Source organism: Peribacillus sp. TH14 (assembly GCF_016651145.1).
GTDB classification, from domain to species: domain Bacteria; phylum Bacillota; class Bacilli; order Bacillales; family DSM-1321; genus Peribacillus; species Peribacillus butanolivorans.
This window is the reverse complement of record NZ_JAEKEK010000001.1, coordinates 1,543,572-1,564,850: the sequence shown is the minus strand read 5'-3', so window position 1 is coordinate 1,564,850 and position 21,279 is coordinate 1,543,572. Positions and strand designations below refer to the sequence as shown.

At 38.8% G+C, this 21,279-nt stretch carries 20 protein-coding genes; 14 read left to right on the top strand and 6 right to left on the bottom strand.

The window, feature by feature from the left end; genetic code table 11:
* Nucleotides 1–357: 357 nt before the first annotated feature.
* Complete coding sequence (locus JFU50_RS07630) at nt 358–1,332, bottom strand: bile acid:sodium symporter family protein (RefSeq protein ID WP_201183171.1); 975 nt, start codon at nt 1,330–1,332, stop codon at nt 358–360.
* 351 nt (nt 1,333–1,683) lie between these two features.
* Between JFU50_RS07630 and JFU50_RS07625 the strand changes: the two genes are divergently transcribed.
* The 4 genes from JFU50_RS07625 to JFU50_RS07610 all read left to right on the top strand — a co-directional run bounded on the left by JFU50_RS07625 (nt 1,684) and on the right by JFU50_RS07610 (nt 5,617).
* On the top strand, nt 1,684–2,361 hold the full coding sequence (locus JFU50_RS07625; protein WP_201222320.1) for a response regulator transcription factor: 678 nt from the start codon (nt 1,684–1,686) through the stop codon (nt 2,359–2,361).
* Nucleotides 2,358–3,737: a sensor histidine kinase gene (locus tag JFU50_RS07620; protein WP_201183167.1), complete on the top strand. Its 1,380-nt coding sequence runs from the start codon at nt 2,358–2,360 to the stop codon at nt 3,735–3,737. The genes JFU50_RS07625 and JFU50_RS07620 overlap by 4 nt, the downstream gene beginning before the upstream one ends.
* Before the next feature lie 99 nt (nt 3,738–3,836).
* Nucleotides 3,837–4,943 (top strand): ABC transporter permease, encoded by a 1,107-nt coding sequence (locus JFU50_RS07615; RefSeq protein WP_201222318.1) that lies wholly within the window; start codon nt 3,837–3,839, stop codon nt 4,941–4,943.
* Nucleotides 4,940–5,617: an ABC transporter ATP-binding protein gene (locus JFU50_RS07610; RefSeq protein WP_201183163.1), complete on the top strand. Its 678-nt coding sequence runs from the start codon at nt 4,940–4,942 to the stop codon at nt 5,615–5,617. The genes JFU50_RS07615 and JFU50_RS07610 overlap by 4 nt, the downstream gene beginning before the upstream one ends.
* Nucleotides 5,618–6,107: 490 nt before the next feature.
* Here JFU50_RS07610 and bioC read toward each other — a convergent pair whose 3' ends face one another.
* From bioC to bioF, 3 genes are read right to left on the bottom strand one after another with little or no spacing between them, the layout of a single operon-like run.
* Entirely contained in the window at nt 6,108–6,938 is an 831-nt protein-coding gene (gene bioC / locus JFU50_RS07605; RefSeq protein WP_201222316.1) for a malonyl-ACP O-methyltransferase BioC, read from the bottom strand.
* Complete coding sequence (locus JFU50_RS07600; protein ID WP_201222314.1) at nt 6,928–7,677, bottom strand: alpha/beta fold hydrolase; 750 nt, start codon at nt 7,675–7,677, stop codon at nt 6,928–6,930. The genes bioC and JFU50_RS07600 overlap by 11 nt, the downstream gene beginning before the upstream one ends.
* Complete coding sequence (bioF, locus tag JFU50_RS07595) at nt 7,674–8,873, bottom strand: 8-amino-7-oxononanoate synthase (RefSeq protein ID WP_201222312.1); 1,200 nt, start codon at nt 8,871–8,873, stop codon at nt 7,674–7,676. The genes JFU50_RS07600 and bioF overlap by 4 nt, the downstream gene beginning before the upstream one ends.
* Nucleotides 8,874–9,332: 459 nt before the next feature.
* On the opposite strand from bioF, the gene JFU50_RS07590 reads away from it, so the two are divergent.
* From JFU50_RS07590 to JFU50_RS07545, 10 genes are all read left to right on the top strand, one after another.
* The gene (locus JFU50_RS07590) at nt 9,333–10,172 is read left to right on the top strand and encodes a YitT family protein (protein WP_053344275.1); all 840 of its coding nucleotides are present in this window, start codon (nt 9,333–9,335) and stop codon (nt 10,170–10,172) included.
* Nucleotides 10,173–10,402: 230 nt separating this feature from the next.
* Entirely contained in the window at nt 10,403–10,588 is a 186-nt protein-coding gene (locus JFU50_RS07585; protein ID WP_201183156.1) for a hypothetical protein, read from the top strand.
* A gap of 364 nt (nt 10,589–10,952) precedes the next feature.
* On the top strand, nt 10,953–12,251 hold the full coding sequence (locus JFU50_RS07580; protein WP_201225037.1) for an ABC transporter substrate-binding protein: 1,299 nt from the start codon (nt 10,953–10,955) through the stop codon (nt 12,249–12,251).
* Nucleotides 12,252–12,425: 174 nt separating this feature from the next.
* Nucleotides 12,426–13,286 carry a carbohydrate ABC transporter permease gene (locus JFU50_RS07575; RefSeq protein ID WP_201222310.1) on the top strand — a complete coding sequence of 287 codons (861 nt, stop codon included), beginning with the start codon at nt 12,426–12,428 and terminating at the stop codon, nt 13,284–13,286.
* Nucleotides 13,286–14,104 (top strand): carbohydrate ABC transporter permease, encoded by an 819-nt coding sequence (locus tag JFU50_RS07570; protein ID WP_053344279.1) that lies wholly within the window; start codon nt 13,286–13,288, stop codon nt 14,102–14,104. Before JFU50_RS07575 ends, JFU50_RS07570 begins: the two co-directional genes overlap by 1 nt.
* Nucleotides 14,105–14,161: 57 nt before the next feature.
* A complete protein-coding gene (locus JFU50_RS07565; protein WP_053344280.1) occupies nt 14,162–15,196 on the top strand; it encodes a LacI family DNA-binding transcriptional regulator in 1,035 nt (344 codons plus the stop codon).
* A 232-nt stretch (nt 15,197–15,428) separates the two neighbouring features.
* Nucleotides 15,429–16,151 carry a ThuA domain-containing protein gene (locus JFU50_RS07560; protein ID WP_056522646.1) on the top strand — a complete coding sequence of 241 codons (723 nt, stop codon included), beginning with the start codon at nt 15,429–15,431 and terminating at the stop codon, nt 16,149–16,151.
* A gap of 18 nt (nt 16,152–16,169) precedes the next feature.
* Nucleotides 16,170–17,192, top strand: coding sequence for a Gfo/Idh/MocA family protein (locus JFU50_RS07555; protein ID WP_201222308.1), 1,023 nt, complete (start codon nt 16,170–16,172; stop codon nt 17,190–17,192).
* A 17-nt stretch (nt 17,193–17,209) separates the two neighbouring features.
* Nucleotides 17,210–18,250, top strand: a complete 1,041-nt coding sequence (locus tag JFU50_RS07550) for a Gfo/Idh/MocA family protein (protein WP_053344283.1) — start codon at nt 17,210–17,212, stop codon at nt 18,248–18,250.
* 21 nt (nt 18,251–18,271) lie between these two features.
* The gene (locus JFU50_RS07545) at nt 18,272–19,240 is read left to right on the top strand and encodes a TIM barrel protein (RefSeq protein WP_201222306.1); all 969 of its coding nucleotides are present in this window, start codon (nt 18,272–18,274) and stop codon (nt 19,238–19,240) included.
* 202 nt (nt 19,241–19,442) lie between these two features.
* Here JFU50_RS07545 and rluF read toward each other — a convergent pair whose 3' ends face one another.
* Nucleotides 19,443–20,150: a 23S rRNA pseudouridine(2604) synthase RluF gene (gene rluF / locus JFU50_RS07540; protein ID WP_056522637.1), complete on the bottom strand. Its 708-nt coding sequence runs from the start codon at nt 20,148–20,150 to the stop codon at nt 19,443–19,445.
* Nucleotides 20,151–20,265: 115 nt separating this feature from the next.
* On the bottom strand, nt 20,266–21,162 hold the full coding sequence (locus tag JFU50_RS07535) for a DMT family transporter (protein ID WP_201222305.1): 897 nt from the start codon (nt 21,160–21,162) through the stop codon (nt 20,266–20,268).
* Nucleotides 21,163–21,279 lie beyond the last annotated feature (117 nt).

Sequence of the window (21,279 nt, the reverse complement as noted above, 5' to 3'; positions counted from 1 at the left end):
TTCAATTACTATATCCAAATCATTAGCAAGAGTTTTATGTCTTACTTTTATCTAGTAGTATAGCAGGTAGTTCAAAAAATTACCCCCAACAAAGGCAGTAAGTTCATTTATTCAGGGGAAAAAGCATATCACTTATTAAGTAATGGAACCTTAAAAATGCATCACAATATGAATCAGCCCTACAATCATTAATATATCACGTTGAATATTTGTTATCTTCCTTGAAATGTTCAATATGCAGATAGTTAATTCACAATAAAAAAAGCCGATTTACTCAATCGGCTTAATCCACTAATTTAATTAAAAGAGTCAAAAAAGCCCTCCAGATTATCGATTTTTTGGATCATATACACATTATTATGCGCCTATTTTTATCGAATTATTTTTAGCGTTCTCTCCATTTTTTTTATCTTTCATGCGACTGAAAATAAAGGCTAGAACGGAGCCTGATATATTATGCCAAACGCTGAAAATGGCACTAGGTACCGCGGCCAAAGGCGAGAAATGAGCTGTTGCTATTGCTACACCTAAACCGGAATTCTGCATACCAACCTCCATTGCAACTGCTTTCTGTTTAGCTAAATCCATCCCGCATAAACGAGCAAAGAAAAAGCCGAGGAAAAAACCAAGAACATTATGAAGAACGACTACTGCAAAAATCAGCAATCCTGTTTTAGCCAGCTGTGCTTGGCTGCCAGCTACTACAGCAGATACGATCAGAACAATAGAAATGACAGATACTAGAGGCAAAGCCTTTGCACCAGCCTCTGCTTGTTTGCCGAAAAACTTTTTAACAACAAATCCAAGCATCAGTGGGATAATCACCACTTGAATGATAGAAATAAATAATGATCCAATACTAATATTAACCCATTTACTTGCCAAGAGCAGAATAAGCAGGGGGGTTACGATAGGTGCTAGAATAGTGGAAACAGAAGCAATGGCAACTGCAAGCGCAACATTTCCTCTCGCAAGAAACACCATGACATTTGATGCTGTTCCACTTGGGCAACACCCAACCAAAATAACACCAACAGCCACTTCTTTCGGTAAATCGAACCCTATTGCTAATACAAACGCTAATAATGGCATAATGATAAAGTGTCCTGCTACCCCTAGTGCTACTTCTTTCGGTCGACGGAAAACTTCTTTAAAATCCGCTGTTGATAGTGTAAGTCCCATGCCAAACATGACAATTCCTAATAATGGAACAATATAGGCTCCAATCCATATAAAATGATTAGGCATGATATACGCAATAATTGCGAAAATAATGACCCATAAGGTAAACGTTTTACCAGCAAAAGAGCTGATTTTCTCTACTAAACCCATAGTGACCTCCTAGATGTTTTAAAATAAATCAATTATAAATTATATTCAGAATATTTAAAACCCTTTTAAGTAATAAAAAATATCAATGCGTTTCTAACCAGCCATTTGGGAATCAATTTACTACTTCTTATGTTTATGAAGATAAACTTTAATAAAAAAGCGGACAAGGTTTTAAAAACTTTGTTCGCCATTTTTATTTAGATAGGCCTATATATTATTGGCAAACTAATTTATAAGGAAAGTAACCACTGGTTTTCTAGAGCGCGAATCAGTATTGGTTGTTTTAAAAGCTCAATTATTGCTATTGTAAGAATAACTAGGGTTATTAAATGAAGTGGAGATGTGGTTTCTTTGATACATATATTAATTGCTGATGATGATCGTCATATTAGAGAATTATTAAAATTTCACTTAGAAAAAGAAGGGTACATGGTGTTCGAAGCAAAGGATGGAAATGAAGCTTCATCAATACTAGAGAAAGAACGAATCCATCTTGCTGTTGTAGATATTATGATGCCATATAAAAACGGACTGGATCTTTGTAAGGAAATACGGGATCAATATGATCTACCGGTTATTTTATTGACAGCTAAAGATCAACTTATCGATAAAGAAAAGGGGTACTTTGCTGGTACTGATGATTATCTCGTCAAGCCATTTGAACCCCGAGAGCTATTATTTCGAATTAAAGCTCTTTTGCGCAGGTATCGCATGGTTAATTCTGAATTGATTTCCTTGAATCAAACGGTTATTGACCGTAAAAGTTATGAAGTGCGAATAAAGGGGAATACGTTGCTCCTGCCGCTTAAGGAATTTGAGCTACTAGCTCAGCTGGGGAGTTTTCCTGATCAGGTCTTTACACGTGAGCAGCTAATTGAACTGGTGTGGGGTGCTGATTTTGAAGGGGATGATCGGACTGTTGATGTCCATATTAAACGGTTAAGGGAACGTTTTGCAGGGCGGACCGATGATTTTGTGATAACGACTGTCCGTGGCTTAGGTTATAAACTGGAGGTCAATAAGAAGTGAAAACACTTTATTTCAGGATAGTTATTCAAACCATTTTGATCATGGTACTTGCCAGTGTCATCGCTTTTTTAATTTCCAATGTCTATTATCATAAGGTTCAGAAACCACACAATGGTGAGAAGATAAGCAAAGTTGCTGGTGATATCGTCTCCTTATATGAAGAAAATCCAGGTCAGGATATTGATGCGTATTTAAATCATATTGCAGGATTGCACTATCAAATGTATTTATTTAATGAGCAGGGTGAAGGGACTTTGTATGGGGAGCCGTTTCGGGAAACAGCTTTGGATTCAGACACGATTTCAGGAGTTTTGAACGGGAAAACCTATCAAGGGATCGCTAATTATAATAATGGGCTGTTTATTACGGGTTTTTTTGAGGATGTATTAATCAATAGCGTTGGGGTACCAATTAATGTGGATGGCGAGAAATATGCCTTGTTTGTAAGGCCGAATATAGAACTGCAGTTTGGAGAGTTCCGCTTTTTCCTTGCTGTTTTGCTCGTACTTACGCTCCTTCTCAGTTTCTTATTTGTGATCATTAACACGCGATTCATTGTTAAGCCAATTACGAAATTAACAGAAGCCACAAAGAGAATCGCTGATGGGGATTATAGTAGTAAATTGAATGTAACCCGAAGCGATGAGATAGGGGATTTGGCACAGCATTTCTCGAAAATGACTCAAAGCATCCAGCGGTTAGATGATATGAGACAGGAATTCGTTTCAAATGTTTCTCATGAAATTCAATCTCCGCTCGCATCTATACAAGGTTTTTCTCAAACCCTTCAATCGGAGGAATTAACAAAGGAACAAAGAAATAATTACTTGTCTATTATTGAAAAAGAGAGCCGGCGCATGTCCTTGTTGAGTAAACAGCTCCTAATGCTTGCTTCCTTGGATATAGAGGATGACCCGCTGCAACGGTCAAATTTCGATTTAGCGCAACAAATACGGCAAGTGATGTTCATGCTGGAATGGAATTGGCGGGAAAAAGATATGGTGATCGAAATGGATTTACCTTCAACCATCATTTCTGCTGATGAGAAACTATTAAACCAAGTATGGACTAACTTGATAACCAACAGTATTAAATACTCTGATATCGGTAGTTCGATTGTTATTCAAATCAAGAAAATTGATGGCTTTGTAGAAGTGAAGATTGCGGACACGGGTATGGGAATTCCAGAAGAAGACCTCCCTTATATCCTTGATCGCTTTTATAAAGTTGATAAAGTGAGAAATCGCAGTGAAACAGGCAGTGGCTTAGGACTTTCGATAACAAAGAAGACGGTTGAACTACATGGCGGAACGATTGAGGTTCAAAGCGAACTTGGCAAAGGGACCACTTTTTATATCCGGTTGCCCCTTATGTAATCATTCGTTCATCTTCCATTCATATTGATTGATTACAATCAAAACATACCGATTGAAGTAGGACTTGATCGGTAAATAAAAGGAATGGGAGATGAAATAATGTTTTTAGCAATACGTGAACTAAAGCATTCAAAGTTACGTTATCTGCTGATTGGACTGATTATGGTATTGGTCGCTTTGCTTGTCTTTATCATTTCAGGATTAGCTAATGGACTTTCTTCAGATAATGCTTCATCCATTCAAAATATGAAGGCCGACTATTTCGTTATGGAGCATGACTCTAAAAATAAACTGAACCGATCAATTATATCCATGGAAAAGCTAGATGAAATCCGGGCTTCATCTGATGTTAAAGCAGCCGAAGGTCTTGGGCAAATGATGATTACTTTAAACAAAGTTGGCTCATCGGAAAAAACGGATGTCACTATTTTTGCGACCAATGCTAGCGGTATATTGGCACCGAAGATCATAGAAGGAACGAACTATGACAATAAGAAGCAAGGTGAAATAGTTGCGGATCGTTCTTTAAAAGAGTTTGGCTATAGATTAGGTGATTCATTAAAAGATGACTTGTCAGGAAAAGTATTAACCATTGTTGGTTTTACTGAAAAACAGTCTTACAGCCATTCCCCGGTAGTTTACATGAATATTAAGGGATGGCAGGAGATGAATCCTGTATTGAAGAATCAAGACAATAATTCAATTAGCACTATAGCAGTTCAGATGGATTCAAAGGCAGAAGAAGCTGTACGCAAATCAATGTCTGGTGATGTAACACTCATATCGAAAGATGAATCACTTCAGAGTATTCCAGGGTTCAAAGAGGAACAGGGTACATTGACGATGATGATTGCCTTTTTGTTTGTTATAGCAGCTTTTGTTTTGGCAGTGTTCTTCTATGTCATTACTTTACAAAAAACGAATCAATTTGGTGTACTTAAGGCACTTGGAGCTAATACGAGCTACCTTGCAAAAAGTATCGTTGGTCAGGTTATGCTACTTGCCGTGGCATGCATAGCCATTAGTGTTGCACTGACATATGGCGCCACTTTAATTATGCCAGAAGGAATGCCATTTGAATTGAGTACCAATTTGGTTATTAAATATTCCGTGTTACTTTTGGTTGTATCCGTATTGGGTTCGCTGCTATCACTTTATCGAGTAGCGAAGATAGATGCGATCGAAGCAATAGGGAGGGTATCATGATGGGAGATAAACTATTATTTGAAAACGTCAGTAAGATTTATGGGGAAGGCGATAATAAGGTGACAGCCCTTGATAATATTTCCCTGAATGTGAGAGCGGGGGAATTCGTCGCCATCGTGGGTCCATCAGGCTCAGGAAAAAGTACTTTTCTTTCCATAGCCGGTGCGTTACTTTCCCCGAGTAAAGGACGTTTACTTTTGAATAATGAGGATATTACATCACTATCTTCAAAGGAATTGACTCGAGTGCGCCTTGAAAAGATCGGGTTTGTATTCCAATCATCGAATCTTGTGCCATATCTAACCGTACGAGATCAGCTTCTGCTCATTTCTGAACTGATTGGCAAACGGGATAAAAAAACTGTGAAAAAAGCGGACGAATTGCTTAGCCACCTTGGACTTAGACATCGGGCAGATCACTTGCCAGAAGCACTGTCGGGCGGAGAGCGGCAGCGTGTAGCCATCGCCCGTTCGTTGATGAATGATCCTGAAATCATTTTAGCGGATGAACCAACCGCAAGTCTTGATTCCAAAAGAGGCAGGGATGTTGTTGAAATGCTTGCTCATGAGGTGAAGTCAAGAAATAAAGCAGCCATTATGGTGACACATGATGAAAGAATGTTAGATTTATGTGATCGAGTAGTCAATATTACAGATGGCCGGGTTTTCGGGTGAAAAAGTTAAACGTAAACACATTTTCATCTTAAGATGATTTGAGTAATTTTCAATTGAAATAAAGGCTGAAATATTCCGATTGGACTGAACCTAAAATAATAAGACAATATTAATATTCTTTTAAAAGAGAACAAGGTTTGAACGGACCTAGTAAAATGAGACACAATAAAAAACTTTAATTAGGCCGCCGCTTCTCCAAAGGAATTTGGAGAAGCGGCGGCCTAATTTTTCTTGAATTGGAACCTTGTTTAGTTAAATTCAATAACAAGATGAGCTCTACTTATTTATGAAAAACTAATCCGAATGCATGCACAGTAAGCACCTGAATTCTAGAGGAAACAGTAGTCTATATAAATACTTTATAGAACGGACTTAAATTATGTAAGGAAAGACGGGAAAAGGTGATCTCCCAGTATATTTTATAAACGGCTATAAGATAGAAAAAGGATACTATGCTGGTATACCAGACCATTATCTTCGGATTAAGGTGTTAGGGTAGGGGTGCATGCTTTTTTATATTAAAGAACAAACAATGATAGGTTGCCTTCACACCTGATTCATCTTGGTATTTTGTTTCGTATATGTTGATTAACTCTCGAAAAAAAGAAGGGCGCTGGCAGTAGTTTTCTTTGTTGCTGTTAGCTGCACCAATCTTTTTAATTGAAGTGAAAAATTCACGTACTGTCTGAAAGTACTCTAGTTCAAGCTTTTCCATTTTTGTTATCTCGATTGGAAATGCTGATGAAAAGGGGAGTGCTTCTTCACAAACTTGGGATAATTCTTCTAGTGTGTAAAACATTTGGCCTGGTGAACTATCAATGGAAAGTTGAAGCTTTTCTTTCGCATGTTCATATGACATATGAAGCTCTTGAAAGGTATCGATTCCGAACGTTGAAAATATCAGGCTTCCTTCAGCCGTTAATCGTGCAATCAATTTTTCAAGAGTTGCAGGAAGATTATTCAGCCATTGAAATGTTGCATTAGAAATAATCAAGTCGTAATTTTCATTAAGCGCCATTTCTTCGATATCAGTACATAAAAATGTAACACGATCTTCCTTTGTCATTCCTTTCGCCACTTCAACCATTCCTGGTGCCAAATCAACAGCGGTAATAGAAGCATTAGGAAATGTATTAACGAGTAACCTCGTTAAGTAACCAGTGCCGCAGCCAATTTCAAGGATGTTAATTCTTTGTTTGCTGTTTTTTTGAGGGAGCAAATCCACTAATTGTTTCGCCATGTTTTTTTGAACATTGGCATACGCATCATATGTTTTCGCGTGTTCACTGAACCGCTTACTTAACAATCGTTTATCTATCATGAATGTACTCCTTTTGAATAAATGTTTTTATATGCTCCATACATTCCTGTGGTTTTGTGAAAAATGGAATATGACCAGCGCCTTCGATAATATGAACCTCGGCTTTCCCACCCAGATTTTCTTTAATGAAAGATGAGGCTTCGAGTGGGCAAATTTTGTCTTCTCTCCCATGAAGCAATATAAAGGGGACTTCAATCCGGTCGAGTCTTGATCTAGCATCTTTCTGAATTAGATAATCCAAACCAATCAGAAGCGAAAATACGTCATCCCCATGAAACTCGCTTTGAATTGTCGTGATGAATTGATGATAAAAACCTTCTTCTTTTTCAGCTTCGGAAAACATTGCTTCATAGAAAGAAGTCAAAGTCTTCTCTTTATTGCGCTGCAGTTGTTTCTTCATGCGCTCGACCATTCGTGGATCCCAGCCAAATGAATAATTATCTCCTGTGGTAAACCGACTTGTTGCGCCAAAAAGGATATAACCTTTTATTTTTTCTCGAAACGAACTTGAAAGTTCAAGTGATACTATTGTTCCTAATGACCAGCTCAGTAAATAAACAGGACCATCGATGGAAGCGATTGTGTCTATGACTCGTTCTTCAAAGTCATTTAGTGTTTTCATATCTCTCCATTCTATGAATGAGAGATGAAATACTTCTGACAGCGGTTTGATTAACGGTTGAAACGCATCTTTTTCCATTCCCCAGCCAGGAAGCATGACTAAATTCGGCTGTTTCATTCAATAACACCCATTTCTTTTCCAATGATCGAAACTTTTTCAACTGCCCAATCAAGATCTTTTATATCGTGGAGAGCTGTTACGGTAAAACGGATTCTCGCCTCATTTTCAGGAACGGTCGGCGGCCTGACAGCAATAGCTGCAATTCCTTCTTTCTGCAAACGTGTGGCAAATTCCATCGCTTTTTCGTTTTCCCCGATGACGATAGGAACAATTTGTGATCGACTTCCACAAATATTAAACCCGTAATATGTGAGTTCTTCTCTAAAGTGTTCTGAATGTGTTTGGAGCAGTGAGCGGCGTTCTGGTTCTTGTTGTACAAGTTCTATCGCTGTTTTCATAGCACCGAGTATGGCTGGGGGGAGCGCAGTTGAATATATGAATCCGCGCATGCTATTTTTAAAATAATCGATGAGCCATTTTTTCCCGACGACATAGGCCCCGAATGAACCGAGCGCTTTACTGAATGTTCCTATTTGGATATCTATTTTATTTTGAAGATGGAGATGACCGGCATAACCTTCACCGTTTTTACCGTAGATGCCGCTTCCGTGTGCTTCATCAGTCATTAACATAGCGTTATAACGTTCTTTTAACCAAACAAGGTCTTCAAGATAAGCAAAGTTACCGTCCATGCTGAAGACCGTATCCGTCACGATTAATTTACGTGCTTCCATCGATGATTTTTTCAATAATGCTTCTAAATGATCTAAATCATTATGACGATAGCGTAGATGCTTTGCACGGCTTAAAAGAGCTCCATCGACAATGCTTGCATGATTCAATTTATCGCTATAAATAATATCGTTACGGGACAGCAGGGTGGAGATAATTCCAAGGTTCGCGTTATATCCACTGTTAATAATGAGTCCTGCTTCGGCTTTCTTCCAATTGACAAGAGCTTGTTCTACTTGCTCGTAAAGAGGATGATTGCCAATAATTAAACGTGAAGCCGTTGCTCCTGCACCATATGTATGTACTGCATCTACCATAGCCTTTTTCAGCCGCTCATCCCCTGCATATCCTAAATAGTTATTAGAAGCTAGATTCAGCATCCTGCACCCGTTGATCATAAGCCATGGCTGCTCGGCGAATTCCGTTGAAACGAGTTCACGTTTTTGCGATATCTCTTCTAAATAAGCCAGTTCTTTCTTAATTTTTTCTTCCCAACAAGGTAATTGTTTTTCACTGTGCATAGCCATTCTCCTTTTTATATGTTAACTAAAAATAATATAGGTTAACATATAAAACATTCTAATCATGACTCAATGAAACTGTCAAGCTTTGAAAAGGAACATGATAATAAATTGATTATCCATTAATCTAGGAGAAATCAAGGGGCGAAAAAAGACACTTATCATAAGCATGCTGTTGGTTATTTGAACCAATTCGAGGAGCGTGAAACTAACATAATAATAGGTTAATGAGAAGGAGACAGTGGCTTTGTTAAGCTAATGTATAAAAGAGCTTAGTGAAAATTAGTGCCTTTGTATGTATTAATCTTGTTCATTGAAGATAATCTAACTTCCAACGTAGTCTTTTTGTTAAACCTTCAAATCTTTGAAGGATTAAATGGAATTCCATGTTACTATAGAGCAGTGAAATTAACCTATTTCTTTTCACATTAACCATTACATAAAGGAAGGTAATTAAATATGAAAAAGATTTCTTTAGATGTTTTCTTTATATTAATAGGAGCTTTTATTTTCGCTTTGGCAATAAATCTTTTCGTTATTCCCAATGAACTTGGTGAGGGAGGAGTCACGGGGATAACCATCATTTTGTTTTATCTTTTTGAATGGTCACCAGGGCTGTTAAGTTTGATTATTAACGCTTTCCTGCTCATTGTCGGTTATAAATATTTGTCGAAAATAACAACGGTTTATACAATCATAGCCGTTGCATTTAATTCACTTTTCCTCCATTTAACCGAAAGTTGGAGTATATCTTCAGATGAATTGGTCGTCAATGCGATATTTGGCGGTGTTTTTGCCGGTGCAGGTATTGGCATAATCATTCGAGTTGGAGGCACGACTGCCGGTACAACGATCTTAGCCCGAATTACGAATAAGTATTTGGGATGGAGCTTAAGCTATGGACTTCTGTTTTTCGATTTAATCGTTGCGTTCTCATCTTATTTTATTATTGGTGCAGAAGGTCTAATGCTTACTATCCTTATGCTTTATATTGGAACAAAAACGATGGAATTCATCATTGAGGGATTGAACCCAAAAAAAGCGATTACCATCATTTCAAAAGAAGCGGACCAGATTGCAAAACAAGTAACCGTTTTGATGGATAGAGGGGTGACTGTTTTTAGTGGTCATGGATACTATACAAAAGAATCCAAAGAAATCCTATATATTGTTATTAGTAAGCAAGAGGTACTCAAATTAAAGAGAATTGTACAGTCTACTGATAGAAGTGCTTTTATAGCCATACATGATGTTCGTGATGTATTTGGGGAAGGATTCTTAGATATTTCGAAGTCTTAAAACCATATTGAGGAGCCAATGAGGTTCCTTTTAATGGGGAATCCTATATAGTATTTTTGAAACATTTGATATTTGGAACTAAAGAAATAATTGCAAAGAGCCTAAATAGGCTTTTTTTATTTTTCCAAAAAGAGAAAAATCTGTAAAATAAGAATAATTTGTTATATTATGTAAGTAAGAATCCAAACACCCTGAGGAGTGCAGCCATTAAATATGGAGGTGTGTCCAATATGATCCTTTTAAAAGTGGATGACAGAAAGTTTGGGAAAAGCAATATCAAGTACAGCATAGTTGATAAGGAAACGAATGAACTGATTATTAGTGGTGTGTTTGAAGAATTTGGACAAGCAAGTGATAAATATTATGAACTAAAGGATGAGTATGGTTCATCCAATGTGAAGATGATATTGAAGTGAATAGAGGGGAGCCTTTGGGTTTCCCTATTTAAAACTTATTTAGAATAAATGTCCATTACGATAATTTTTATAATCAAATAAAGGAATAATCTTAGGTTTGTGAATCATATAATTAAGTAGACAAGGCTTATATCCTACTTGTTGTTTACAAAAAAATACAAATTAATTGTAAAGTATGGAATTTAGTGGTAATATAAAGCGCATAAATGAAAACGTTTACAGTATTCCTGTAAGGAGGTGATGTATAAAAGGTTGGATAGAATAATAATATAGTAGATTTAGAAGTGTATATTTTTTTATCATTTTATGCAAACGTTTTCTTGAATTTGCATAAGATCTTATGAAAAAGGGAGAGTTGGTAGGCATGAAACTTCAAAAATGGTACGGGGGAATCTTTTCTGTTTTATTAATTTTTAGTGTGATTTTGGCTGGATGCTCTTCTTCTACAGGTGGAGACAGTGACTCTAAAGACAAAGATAAAGTGACGCTGGATATCTTTCAATTCAAAGTAGAGTTTAAGCAGCAATTTGAGAATTTGGCAAAACAATATGAAAAAGAAAATCCAAATGTAAAAATCAAGATATCAACAGTGGGTGGTGGAAATGATTATAAATCAGCCATTACTGCAAAGTTTGCTTCAGGTGAGGAGCCAGCAGTTTTTAACATTGGCGGACCAATAGATGTTGAACAATATAAAGATAGATTATTAGATTTAAAGGATACAAAGGCTGCAGCTGCTGCGCTTGATGGCACATTGGATGGCGTGGAAGAGGCCGGGCACGTTCTAGGGCTTCCATTTAACCAAGAAGGATACGGCTTGATTTATAACAAACGAATTTTTGAAGAAGCCGGAGTTAAACCTGAAGAAATTACTAGTTATTCAGCATTAGAGGCTGCGGTTAAAAAACTGGATTCACAGAAAGATAAATTGAAAATCGAGGCGGTTTTCGCTTATCCGGTTAAAGAGAAGTGGGTAACAGGAAACCACTTATCAAATGTCTTTTTAGCACCTGAATTTGATGGGAATGTATTAACTGCGAGCAAGTCACCAACCGTTAAATTTACGGATGGAGACAAGTTTAAGCAACTGGTCGATATTCAAAATAAATATTCCGTTCAGCCGACGGCAAGTCTAGATTATTCACAACAAGTGGAAGAGTTGTTCTCGCTTGAAAAGGTTGCAATCATTCAGCAAGGAAACTGGGTGTATAACACAGTGTACGATATGGATCCTGAGTTAGCCGAAAACGGTATTGGTATTATCCCGATTCCGAATGGGGATACAGCTGCGGGGATGCCAGTTGGGGTTCCAAACTATTGGGCAGTGAACAAAAAATCAGATGAAAAAGTTCAGGAAGAAGCGAAGAAATTCCTCGACTGGATGTATACATCTGATGAAGGAAAAAAAGCTGTTTTGGAGGATTTTAAATTCATTCCAGCTTATGAAGGGTATGACGTAGAAAAAATTGCCGATCCACTTTCAAAAGAAATTTATAAATATTCACAAGATGGAAAGACGACTGGCTGGGTTTTTAATGGATATCCAGTTGGTTGGAATGATGACCTAGGTGCAAGTGTCCAAAAATACGTAACCGGTAAACTAACATGGGATGAACTTGTGCAACAAAATATTGAAAATTGGGAGAAAATTCACAGTAAATAAGTATTCCGTAAATGGGAAACAACCAATCGCCGTCGAAAGCTGTGTCGATTGGTTGTTCCTTGTTACAAGAAAGTTGTTAGAGGGAAAGTTCGGTTACTAGATATTCTTCGATTTTCGATTCGAAATTAAAACTCATTTTCTACTAATATATCTTTCATAAGGAGGTCGGTTTCATTGAGAAATCGGGATGCCGCATATTGGCTGTTTTTGACACCTGTTCTGGCTGCACTCATTTTGGTGGTGATTGTGCCACTCATTTACGGATTTTATTATTCATTTACGAATTGGAACGGTCTTGGAACTCCGGACTTTATAGGGCTTAAAAATTATATAGACCTGTTTACGGATAGAGGGTTTCTGGATACATTTTGGTTCACCATTAAATTTTCAGTAGCAGCTATTGTGGTAATTAATATTATCGGCTTGAGTTTAGCGCTTATCGTGACGTCGAAAATTAAATCAAGCAACCTACTTCGGACAGTTTTCTTTATGCCAAATTTGATCGGTGGCTTGATTCTCGGTTTTATTTGGCAGTTTATTTTTATTAAAGTATTCGGCGCAATTGGTGATTTGACAGGGATTGAAGCTTTTAATGGCTGGTTGTCAACGACAGAAACCGGTTTTTGGGGATTAATCATTTTAACGTCTTGGCAAATGGCTGGTTATATCATGATCATTTATATTGCTTATTTACAAGCGGTTCCTGAAGAACTGATCGAGGCGGCTAAAATTGATGGGGCCAACAGCTTTCAACGTTTTCACCATATTACTTTTCCGCTTGTAGCACCGGCTTTTACTGTTAGTTTGTTCTTAACGCTTTCCCACTCCTTTAAAATTTATGATCAAAACCTTTCTTTGACTAATGGAGCGCCTTATAACTCAACTGAAATGGTTGCGATGAACATTGTTAAATCCGCTTTTACCGAAAATGATATGGCATATGCGCAGGCAAAGGCCGTTATCTTCTTCGTAATTGTGGCAGCAGTTTCTCTAACACAAGTGTATATCAATAAGAAAAGGGAGGTTGAGCTGTAATGAGAAAAAAATGGAAGCTATGGCTGGTTGGATTCATCGGTTTCATCTTGGCATTATTGTGGCTCGCTCCGTTTTATTTAATGATTGTCAATGCTTTTAAAATGAAACGTGATATTTTTGCCGACACGCTGGGGTTGCCTAAAACTTGGACATTCGAAAACTTTACTCAAGCTTTCGAACAATTGGATTTCCTTCGGACTTTATTTAATTCTTTATTGATATCGGGTGTCAGCGTAGTAATAATTATTATCTTTTCAGCAATGGCGGCTTATGCGCTTTCACGAAACAAAAGTAAAGTCAGTTCTTTGCTCTTCTTCGTGTTTGTGGCAGCCATGTTGATTCCATTTCAATCTGTGATGATACCGCTTGTTGCCCAATTCGGACAGCTTGGGATGTTGAACAAGGCTGGGTTGATTTTCATGTATTTAGGCTTTGGCAGCAGTCTCTCGATATTCTTGTATCACGGTACTTTAAAAGGGATTCCTACCTCGCTTGACGAAGCTGCGAAAATAGATGGAGCGAACAGGTTTCAAGTATTTTGGTATATCATTTTTCCTTTATTAAAACCTATGTCGATTACAGTTGGAATCTTAAATGTTATTTGGATTTGGAACGACTACCTGTTGCCATCCCTTGTTATTGGAGGCGCTGGCTCGGAGACAATCCCGCTTAAATTATTCTTCTTTTTCGGACAGTATACGAAACAATGGCATCTAGCCTTGGCTGGGCTTACTTTATCCATTATTCCAGTCATTATCGCGTATTTTTTTGCTCAGAGGCAAATTATCAAAGGAATTGCGGATGGAGCCGTTAAATAAGTATTTAAATATAGGGAATATTAAGCCATGTGCGGTGAACGGGAAGTGGTGTTGAATATGTCTGTTACGATAAAGGACGTTGCCAAAAAAGCGAATGTCGCTCCATCAACGGTATCGCGTGTTATCCATAACAGCCCAGCAATCAGTGAAAAGACAAAGCGTAAGGTACGTAAGGTATTAAAGGAAATGGGCTATCATATGAATGAAAATGCCCGGAATTTGGTCACGAAATCCACCAAGGCCATTGGAATCGTCATGAAAAATTCAGCCAGAGAATCGCTTTACAATCCTTTTTTTCCAGAGGTTATCCGTGGAATCGGGGATTTTTGCAATAAAGAGGGATACAGTCTTTCTCTAACGACCGGTGAAACCGAGGATGCTATTTTTGAAGACGTCGTGAAAATGGTTCAGGGTAGACGAGTGGACGGTATGATTGTTTTGTATTCGAAAAAGGATGATAAAGTGGTGCCCTATTTATTAAAGCAGGGCTTTCCATTTGTTTTGATTGGGAAACCAAGTACGAACATGAGCGGAATCACCTTCATTGATAACGATAATGTTCAAGCAGCCAGGGAATTATCGGAGTTTGTAATCAATCTTGGTCATCAGAGAATCGCTTTTTTAGGGGGGAGCCCTGAGTTTGAAGTGATTCAAGCCCGTTTAAGAGGGTTTCAACAAGCTATGGAACAGGCCGAATTAAATGTGCCAAAGGAATATATCAAGCTGATCCCTTTAAATCGAGCAGATGGAATAAAGGCAATCAAGGAATTACTAAATCTACCGGAAGCTCCAACCGCTTTTATGGTAATGGATCTTTTATTGGGAGTACTTTTACTAGGGGTGTTGGCGGAAAAGAATTTAAAAGTACCTGAGCAAGTTAGCGTCGTCTGTTTTAATCATTCAGAGTTTATTGAATTTTTAAGTACGCCACTTACAACAGTCGATATTCATACGTATCAATTAGGCTTTGAAGCGGCAAAATGTGTGTTTGATTTAATTGCAAATCCCGAAATGATGGAAAAAAGTATCAGGATTCCAACTAAAATCATAAAGCGAGAGTCGCATTTTGTTGTTAAAAAGGAAAATAAATGAAAAGTGTAGAAATGTTTTTCCAATTAAAGCTTGATTTTTGCTAACATAAATTTACAATAAAGATTATCACTAACAATTTTTTGAAATTCATACTTTTCGAAATGCCAAGTATGTTCTTATAATCGACTGAGTTTTTATTATTTCAAACGCAAACGTTTGCGTTCGAAATTAAGAGGTAGTAGTTAAACATATAGAGCAAGTTGCCGACAAATTAATGTGGAGGAGATTGTTCATGAGAGTTCTAGTATGGAATGAGTATCGCCATGAAAAAGAAAAACCTGATGTTGCTGAAATTTATCCGGATGGAATCCATGGTGCGATTGCTGGCTTTTTACAAAGCGAACAGGTCGAGGTGAAGACGGCTACACTCGAGGAAGAAGAGCATGGTTTAACTGAAGAGATACTGATGAAAACCGATGTACTTCTCTGGTGGGGACATGTCGCACATGAAGAAGTTCATGATGAAATTGTCACACGGGTTCATAAGCGGGTACTCGAGGGAATGGGTCTTATCGTCCTCCATTCTGGACATTTCTCAAAAATCTTTAAACAATTAATGGGCACGACTTGCGATTTGAAATGGCGGGTAGCGGATGAAAAGGAGCGGCTTTGGGTTGTTGATTCAAGTCACCCAATCGTTGAGGGAATCGGAGAATATATAGAACTTGAAAAGGAAGAGATGTACGGGGAACATTTTGATATCCCTACGCCGGACCAACTATTATTTATCAGCTGGTTTGAAGGTGGGGAGGTATTCAGAAGCGGTTGTACGTATCAGCGTGGTAAAGGTAAGATTTTTTATTTCCGGCCAGGTCATGAAACATATCCGACATACCATAATCCGCAAATACAACGGGTGATTAAGAATGCAGTTGAGTGGGTCAAGCCGGAAGTTAACAATAAATCGGTATATGGAAAAGCCGAACCGTTGGAAACTATCTCAATAAAGAGATGAAGTGAAGGAGAGAGTAGAATGGGCAGAGTGAAAGTAGGCGTCATTGGATGCGGCAGTATTGCAAAAAACAGGCATTTTCCAGAATACGAAGCGATCCAGGAAACAGAGATAATTGCCGTTTGTGATATTGTGCAAGACCGGGCGAATACAGCAGCACAAAGGTATAAGGCACAAGCATATACTGATTATATAGAACTTTTGAAGAATGAGGAGATTGAGGCTATCAGTGTATGTACCCCTAATTACTTGCACGCCCGAATCACAATTGCTGCCTTGGAAGCAGGTAAGCATGTTCTTTGTGAAAAACCAATGGCAACTTCTTTAAATGACGCAGAAAAAATGAATGAAGCAGCTTCAAAAAGCGGCAAAATATTAATGATTGGTCATAATCAGCGTTTTGTCCCCTCTCATCAAAAAGCGAAACAGCTTATTGATAGTGGTGAGATAGGGAGGGTCTACAGCTTCCGAACGGCTTTTGGACATTCCGGACCAGAGAATTGGGCCGTGGACGGACGGAACAGTTGGTTTTTTAAAAAAGATCAGGCAGTTATCGGTGCTATGGGCGATTTAGGCGTTCATAAAGCTGATTTATTGCGTTATATCCTGGGAGAGGAATTTGTTGAAGTAGGAGCATTTGTAGAAACGACTGCCAAGAAAAATACAGATGTTGATGACAGTGCTGCCTGTATTCTGCGAACGGAGAGCGGAATTATTGGTACTCTCACAGCCAGCTGGTCGTATGCGAAAGAAGACAATGCGACGGTCATTTATGCGGAAAAAGCCGTATTACGTCTTGAAGACGATCCTAAATACTCACTGATTATTCATCATGATAATGGTAAGACGGAAACCATTGAATTAGGTAGCATCCAGACAAATGACTCTGAAGGACAGCATGATTCTGAAGTAATCAGCCACTTTGTAAAATGTGTGGTAAACAATGAGGTGCCTCTCGTCTCAGGAGTTGAAGGATTAAAATCATTAAAAGTCATTCTTGGCGCGATGGAATCGAATGCATCCAGAAAAATCATCCGCTTATAAAGGGGTTAATAGTCATCATGTACAAATTAAAAATGGGAATAATCGGTGCTGGTGGAATTGCTCAACAAAGGCATATCCCAGCTTTTCAAAAATTTCAAGACAAGGTAGTTTTATACGCAATTCAGGATATAGATGAACTGAAGGCGAGAGATGTGGCACGTGAATATCATATCGAAAAGGTCTTTACCAATTATGAAGAAATGTTCGCGGAAGTGGATGCAGTTACGATTGCCACGCCAAACAAGTTTCATGCGGAAATTTCTATCGCCGCGCTGCAAGCGGGTGTACATGTGTTGTGCGAAAAGCCTATGGCGATTACAACCGAGGAATGTAAAGCAATAACCGAGGCTGCAAACTTATCGGGGAAGGTACTATCTATCGCTTACCATTACCGCTTTATGAAGGAAGCTCAGGCTGCGAAGAAAATGATCCAGGCCGGTGAAATTGGTGAGCCGTATGTAGCGCGTGTACAGGCAATCCGACGTCGGAAAGTTCCTGGGTGGGGAGTTTTTACGAGTAAGGAATTGCAGGGTGGAGGAAGCGTTATTGATTACGGCTGCCATTTACTTGATTTGGCCTTATGGCTGATGGATGACCCGGAGCCGATTGAAATTGTAGGTTCGACATATAATTATGTCAGTAAGGGTGTCGATCAGGTCAATCTATGGGGCAATTTCGATGCCTCTGTATTTGAAGTAGATGATCATGCTACCGCGTATATCAAATTTGCCAACGGTGCATCTTTATTATTCGAAACATCATGGGCCGCGAATATCCGTGAAGAAGCAACAGTCTTGAGTTTATCCGGAACGCAGGGCGGACTGGATGTGTTCCCCTTAATTTTGAATCAGGCAAAGCACGGCATGCTATTAAATAGTGAGGCGGTATGGATGCCTGGAGAGGATACACCCGATCTCCAACAGGCAGAGAATTTTATTGATAGCTGCCTCGGAATTGCCGAACCATTGGTAAAACCATCGGAAGCCATGAAAGTTTCGAAGATAATTGAAGCCATTTATCAAAGCTCAGCAAGTGGAAAGGTTATGAGTATCAATTAATGAAAAGGTGGGGTGGGGCTAGTGAAGTTAGGGATTTTTACAGTGCTATTCGCACAAAAATCATTCGAGGATATGCTTGATTATGTGGCAGCCTCCGGTTTAAAATCAGTTGAAATCGGTACAGGCGGGTATCCAGGTAATGTCCACTGTCCGTTAGATGAACTGTTGGAAAGTGAAGAAAAGCGCAAAAAATACTTGGAAGCTGTTCAAACAAGAGGCCTAACTATCAGTGCATTCAGCTGCCATGGCAATCCCATCTCTCCAGATAAATCATTTGCCAAAGAAAGTGATGAAACGCTTATAAAAACAATCAAGCTTGCGTCCTTATTGAATGTCCCAATCGTCAATACATTTTCCGGTACGGCGGGTGACCACGAAGGAGCTAAATATCCAAACTGGCCTGTTGCGCCATGGCCGAATGAGTATACAGATGTTTTGAAATGGCAATGGGAAGAAAAGTTGATTCCTTATTGGAAAAAAACTGCAGCAATTGCTGATGAACACAATATTAAAATCGGACTCGAACTGCACGGAGGCTTTCTCGTTCACACACCTTACACTTTGCTAAAACTACGGAAAGCTACATCGGACGCAATCGGCGCTAACCTTGACCCAAGCCATCTTTGGTGGCAGGGGATCGAACCGGTGGGAGCCATCAAAATCCTTGGGAAAGCGGGAGCAATCTACCACTTCCATGCAAAAGACACATACTTGGATCAGGATAACATCAATATGTATGGCCTTACCGATATGCAGCCATATGGAAACATCCAAACCCGTGCCTGGAACTTTCGCTCAGTGGGCTGCGGCCACAGTCTTCAAGAGTGGTCCGACATCATGAGTGCACTTCGCACATATGGCTATGACTATGTCGTTAGCATTGAACATGAAGACCCGTTAATGTCAGTTGAAGAAGGTTTTCAACGTGCAGTAACCAATTTGAAAACTGTCCTCATCAACGAAAGCCCAACTGATTTATGGTGGGTGTAATTTATAGCCGATAACGAGCAGCCTATCGCAGGTTGCTTTTTATTTTGGAATTTACGAGTAAATAATCGAAACTCACGAGTAAAATAGTCAATTTCACGAGTAAAAGGGCAAAATTCGCGAGTAAAGTTAAGTCTATGTTGAAAAGTCTAGGACAGATTGAATTAAAAAAGAATGCCCCCGAACTCAGGGGCATCCTTTTGAGTCATCTCTGCCTAGGCGTATAATCCAACTCGGTAAACAGTTCCCTCAATTCATCCTTCGTTAGGTCGCGCCATTGTCCGAGGGCTAACCCATCCAAATGGATATTCATGATCCGAATTCGATGTAAATCGCGGACCTCATAGCCTAGCGCTGAGCACATACGGCGGATTTGTCTGTTCAATCCTTGCATTAATGTAATGTTAAACGTATATTTGTTCAACTGTTTGATCTTGCAAGGGAGTGTCTTCGTACCTAAAATCTCCACGCCGGATGCCATATCTTGTATGAAAGAAGAGGTAAGCGGCTTATCCACAGTTACGATGTATTCCTTTTCATGCTTATTCTCTGCACGCAGAATTTCATTCACGATATCACCATCATTTGTAAGCAGGATGAGGCCGCTTGAGTCTTTGTCAAGACGTCCAATATGAAAAACCCTTAGTGGATGATTAACAAAATCAACAATATTTCCTTTAATGTGTTTTTCTGTCGTACTCGTAATGCCTATTGGCTTATTCAGCGCAATATAGACATTTTGCTGTTCTACCTTTATGGGGTTACCATCAACCCGAACATCATCGCCTGGTTCAGCCTGACTGCCAAGCTCAGCAACAGATCCGTTAATCGTTACGCGGCCTTCGGCTATCCATTTATCCGCGCCTCGTCTCGAAGTAATCCCGGACTCACTAATATATTTATTGATCCTCAACTAAAGCACACCTTTACATTCAGATTTTCTTCTTTAAAGGATAACGTAAATCATGATAGATAGACAAGAGGGAAAGGCAAGAAAGCGTTCATGGATGCAAATTACCGAATGACTTTTACATGGACTTCGCGACAGCTTGAAGGTCCTTTTTCTTTTTACTCGTCAAGTAGACGCCAGTGAAGACAAGTAGCCCCCCAAGGATTTGGACGCTAGTAATCGTTTGTCCTAAAATCAGGCTTAGAATGGCGGTAAAGACGGCAATCAGATTAAGATAAATTCCAGCCTGGCTGGCATTGATATGACGAAGCGAAATATTCCAGAAAATAAAGGAACCTACGGATGGGAAGATTCCAATATATAAAAGACCTGTGATTGCTGGGCCACTTAAATCAAAGTTCAGTCCAGAGCCAATGGCAAATGGAGCAACGAGAATCAAACCGAGAAATACAGAAACGGCTGTGGCTGAAATAATCGGAATGCTTTTCAGCTTTTTCCCGATTATTGAATAGAAGGTCCAAACGAGAATAGCCAGAATCATCAATAGGTCGCCTTTATTATAAGTGAGATGGAAAATTTCCAGGAGATGTCCTTTTGTTAAGACTAATAATACGCCGAATAATGAAATGATAAGGCCTAGTACATGATGGATTGAAATTTTCTCCTTTAACAGCAATGCAGAAAAAAGAACGATTAATGCAGGATTAATTGAATTGACAAGAGCAGCATTCATGGATGTTGTATAGGTCAGAGCCCAATAAAGGAAAAAATTATAACTGATGATGCCGAGTAAACCCATTGATAAAAGTACTTTCCAGGCTTTCCATACACTCTTCCAATTTGGTTTTTCAATCCAATGGGCTAGTGGGAATAATAAGAAAACGGCAATTAGCCAGCGGGTAAATGTTAGTTGGATTGGGGAAAGTTCAGTCACAACGTATTTGCCAAATATATAATTGCCGGCCCAAAACAGATTGGCCAAGATGAGAAATAAGAGAATATAGGATTTTTTCATAAGGTAGCCTCTTTTCTAATTGAAGGAATATTCACTAAATATATCAAAGTAGAAAAATGTAAGCAATCTACAAAAGGAAGCAATTTAATAGATCCTATGGATCAGCCATTTTAGCAG